This is a genomic window from Streptomyces sp. CO7, from assembly GCF_053474865.1.
Genome location: NZ_JBRIOU010000007.1, coordinates 157,879 through 161,693 on the forward strand (window position 1 = coordinate 157,879; position 3,815 = coordinate 161,693).

A 3,815-nucleotide genomic window follows, 5' to 3' on the forward strand; every position below is an offset into this window, starting at 1 on the left:
CCCCTGGCCCGCGCGGTCGCGCCGGCGTCGGGTTCCTCGGGCAGCGGCGCGGGGGCGGGCTTCGCGGGCGGGACGGGCGGCGTGGCGTCGCCCTCGGGCCGCGGATCCTCGCTCGCGCCGCTCTGCTCCACGCCGTCAGTCCCCTCGATCGAAAAGCGTCGCCCTCCACGCGCCCGCGTGCGGTGGAGCGGCTCGAGGTCGATGGTATGCGGCGGAGGCCGCTTCGCACGCCTTGGCACCCCCCTGAGCCTTTCCCCCTGTGACCGTGCCCATGTCCGTTCCGTGCCCCCGCTGTCCGCGCCGGGCCGTAAGGTCTAAGGCCATGGAGACCAGCACCGCCGACCCCGCCGGGACCCCGGACGACACCCCGGACGCCGCGACAGGGGCCGCGCCGGGGGCCGCCCCGGGCGTCCCGGCCGGCACCCGCGCCCCCGCACCGCCGCGGTCGCTGTCCCCCTCGCGCGCCGCGGACTTCATGCGGTGTCCGCTGCTCTACCGCTTCCGGGTGATCGACCGGCTGCCGGAGAGGCCCAGCGAGGCGGCCACCCGCGGCACGCTGGTGCACGCGGTGCTGGAGCGCCTCTTCGACGCGCCCGCCGCCGAGCGGACCGCGCCGCGCGCCCGTGACCTGCTTCCCGGTCAGTGGCAGCGCCTCCGCGAGAGCCGTCCCGAGGTCGCGGAGCTGTTCGCCGACGACCCCGACGGCGTCCGCCTCGCCCGCTGGCTGGAGGAGGCCGAGCGGCTGGTGGAGCGCTGGTTCACGCTGGAGGACCCGACCCGTCTGGAGCCGGTGGAGCGCGAGTTCACGGTGGAGACGGAGCTCGAGTCCGGCCTGCGGCTGCGCGGCATCATCGACCGGGTCGACGTGGCGCCCACCGGCGAGGTGCGGATCGTCGACTACAAGACCGGCAAGGCCCCCCGCCCGCAGTACGCGGAGGAGGCCCTGTTCCAGATGAAGTTCTACGCCCTGGTGGTGTGGCGGCTGAAGGGGGTGCTGCCGCGCCGGCTCCAGCTGGTCTACCTCGGCAGCGGCGACGTGGTGACGTACGACCCGGCCCCCGAGGATCTGCGGCGGGTCGAGCGCAAGCTGCTCGCCCTGTGGGAGGCGATCGCGCAGGCGACCGCGACCGGCGACTGGCGGCCGCGCCGCGGGAAGCTGTGCGACTGGTGCGACCACCAGGCGCACTGTCCCGAGTTCGGCGGCACTCCCCCGCCGTACCCGCTGCCGGTCTCCCTGCCCGCGCCCCGGGCGGGCACGGCAGAATGAGCCGGGCCGGCCGCCGGGGGACGCGCGCCGGGCGATGAACGAGGGAGATCTCAGGTGGCGATCCGTGTCCTGCTGGTGGACGACCAGCCTCTGCTGCGCACCGGCTTCCGGATGATCCTGGAGGCCGAACAGGACATCGCCGTCGTCGGCGAGGCCGGTGACGGCCGGCAGGCGGTGGAGCAGGTCCGGGCGCTGCAGCCGGACGTGGTGCTGATGGACATCCGGATGCCGCGGATGGACGGCGTGGAGGCGACCCGCCGCATCACCGGACCGGAGCGGGACGGACCGGCCAGGGTGCTGGTGCTGACCACCTTCGACCTGGACGAGTACGTGGTGGAGGCGCTGCGCGCGGGCGCCGGCGGTTTCCTGCTGAAGGACGCCCCGGCGCACGAACTGGTGCAGGCGATCCGCGTGGTGGCGGCCGGCGAGGCGATGCTGGCCCCCAGCGTCACCCGGCGGCTGCTCGACAAGTACGCCACCCACCTGCCGTCCGGCGAGGAGACCGTGCCGGACGCGCTGCGCACGCTGACCGAGCGTGAGGTGGAGGTGCTGAAGCTGGTGGCCCGCGGCCTGTCCAACGCGGAGATCGCCGCCGACCTGTTCGTCGGCGAGACCACGGTGAAGACCCACGTCGGGCACGTGCTGACCAAGCTGGGGCTGCGCGACCGGGTGCAGGCGGCGGTCTACGCGTACGAGAGCGGTCTGGTGCGCCCCGGCGGCCGCTGACCGGCCGCCGGCGCTCGCCGGCGACCCCGCCGGGGAACCGCCCGCGGGCCCCGCGCGACGCTCGACGCACGACGACGCACGACGACGCACGACGACGGCGCCCCCGCCGCCCGGGAGACCGGGTGGCGGGGGCGCCGTCGTGCCGCGTGGGATCAGCTGCCGTCCTTGCTGATCTCCCAGAACCGGAAGACCGTCGAGGCGTCCAGGCACTTCTCCAGGCCGTACACGCCGTCGCGGACGACCGCGTACTGCTTGGCCTGCCAGATCGGCAGGATCGGAAGCTCCTCGGCGACGATGTCCTGCAGCTCCCCGTAGTCGCGGGAGGTGGAGGCCCGCTCCCGCTGGGCGCCGGTCGCCGGGATCAGGTCCTCGGTGATGGTCTTGTTCTCGTAGTTGTTGCTGAGGACGTTGCCCTCGCCGAAGAACGGGGCGGTGAAGTTCTCCGGGTCCGGGTAGTCCGGCACCCAGCCCTTGACGTAGACGCCGTACTTGCCGTCGGCGATGTCCTTCTCGTACTTGTCGAACTTCACCGACTTCACGTCGGCCTGGAACAGTCCGCTGTCGTTGAGCTGCTTGGCGATCGCCTTGAACTCCTGGTCCGTGGACGGGCCGTAGCGGTCCGGGGTGGACCACAGCGTCAGCTTCACCTTGCTGGTGACGCCCGCCTCGGTCAGCGCCTGCTGCGCGGCGGCCTTGGAGGGCTTGCCGCCGTAGGTGTCGAAGAAGGCGGTGTTGTGGCCGTTGATGCCCGCCGGGACGATCGAGTAGAGCGGCGTGGCGGTCTGCTCGTAGACCTGGTCGATCAGGGCCTCGCGGTCGAGCAGGTAGGCGATGGCCTTGCGGACGCCCGGGTTGCCGACGACCGGGTCCTTGACGTTGAAGACCAGGTGCTGGACCTCGGCGCTGGAGCCCTCGAGGACCGATATCTCCTCGTGGCGGTCGGCGCTCTCCTCGATGTCCGCGATGTCGCCGGCGGACAGGCCTCGGTAGGCCACGTCCACCTCGCCCTTGGTCAGGGCGTCCTTCAGGTGCGTGCGGTCACCGTGGAAGAGCTTGAGGGTGACGCCCTCGTTGCGCGTCTGCGCGGTGCCCTTGTACCCCTCGTTGAGGGAGAAGACGGCCTGGTCGTCGTCGAAGGAGTCGAGCCGGTAGGGGCCCGAGCCGACGGCCTTGCCGTCCTCCCGCAGCTTGTCGGCCGGGTACTCGTTCCGCGGGACGATCGATCCGGCGCCCGAGGCTATCTTGCTGGGGAAGGTCGCGTCCGGGAACTTCAGGCGGAAGACGACCTTCGTCTCCTCCGGCGCCTCCACCTCGTCGAGCGAGGCGAACATGACGGCGGGGCCCGACGGGTCGTCGATCTTCAGCATGCGGTCGAAGGTGAACTTCACGTCCTCGGACGTGAACGGGTCGCCGTTGCTGAACTCCAGGCCCTCGCGCAGGGTGCACTGGAAGACCCGCGCCTTGTCGTCGGCGAAGTGACACTCCTCCGCCGCCTCCGGCTCCGGCTCGATGGCCCCGCGCGGGAAGGAGAGGAGCGACTGGAAGACGTTGTTGAACAACAGCCAGGAACCCGGGTCGTAGCCCGAGGCCGGGTCGGTGGCGAGCACGTCGTCCGTCATGCCGACGACGACCTCGGAGTCGGTGCTCTGCGCCGACTCCTCCCCCGTGCCGCAGCCCGCGAGCAGGACCGCCGCCAGTGCGGCCGACGCGGGCTTGAGCGGCCACCGATGATGTCTCTTCACGTGATGTGCCTTGTCGTGCGTTCGGAACGGAAACCGGGCTCGGCCGAGCCCGTCCGCGGTGCGGAGGGACGGCTCCCGCC

General features: G+C 72.3%; 3 protein-coding genes. 2 read left to right on the plus strand and 1 reads right to left on the minus strand.

From position 1 onward, the window contains the following. Window positions 1–322: 322 nt before the first annotated feature. Both ACOV8S_RS24545 and ACOV8S_RS24550 read left to right on the plus strand, forming a co-directional pair. Window positions 323–1,267 (plus strand): RecB family exonuclease, encoded by a 945-nt coding sequence (locus ACOV8S_RS24545; RefSeq protein ID WP_448320349.1) that lies wholly within the window; start codon window positions 323–325, stop codon window positions 1,265–1,267. A 54-nt stretch (window positions 1,268–1,321) separates the two neighbouring features. Further along, window positions 1,322–1,993, plus strand: coding sequence for a response regulator transcription factor (locus ACOV8S_RS24550; protein ID WP_351112560.1), 672 nt, complete (start codon window positions 1,322–1,324; stop codon window positions 1,991–1,993). 152 nt (window positions 1,994–2,145) lie between these two features. Here ACOV8S_RS24550 and ACOV8S_RS24555 read toward each other — a convergent pair whose 3' ends face one another. Further along, the gene (locus ACOV8S_RS24555; RefSeq protein ID WP_448320350.1) at window positions 2,146–3,735 is read right to left on the minus strand and encodes an ABC transporter substrate-binding protein; all 1,590 of its coding nucleotides are present in this window, start codon (window positions 3,733–3,735) and stop codon (window positions 2,146–2,148) included. Window positions 3,736–3,815 lie beyond the last annotated feature (80 nt).

Excerpts from the sequence above, each read along its gene's own strand:
- ACOV8S_RS24545 (WP_448320349.1), top strand. The coding sequence starts at position 323 with ATGGAGACCAGCACCGCCGACCCCGCCGGGACCCCGGACGACACCCCG.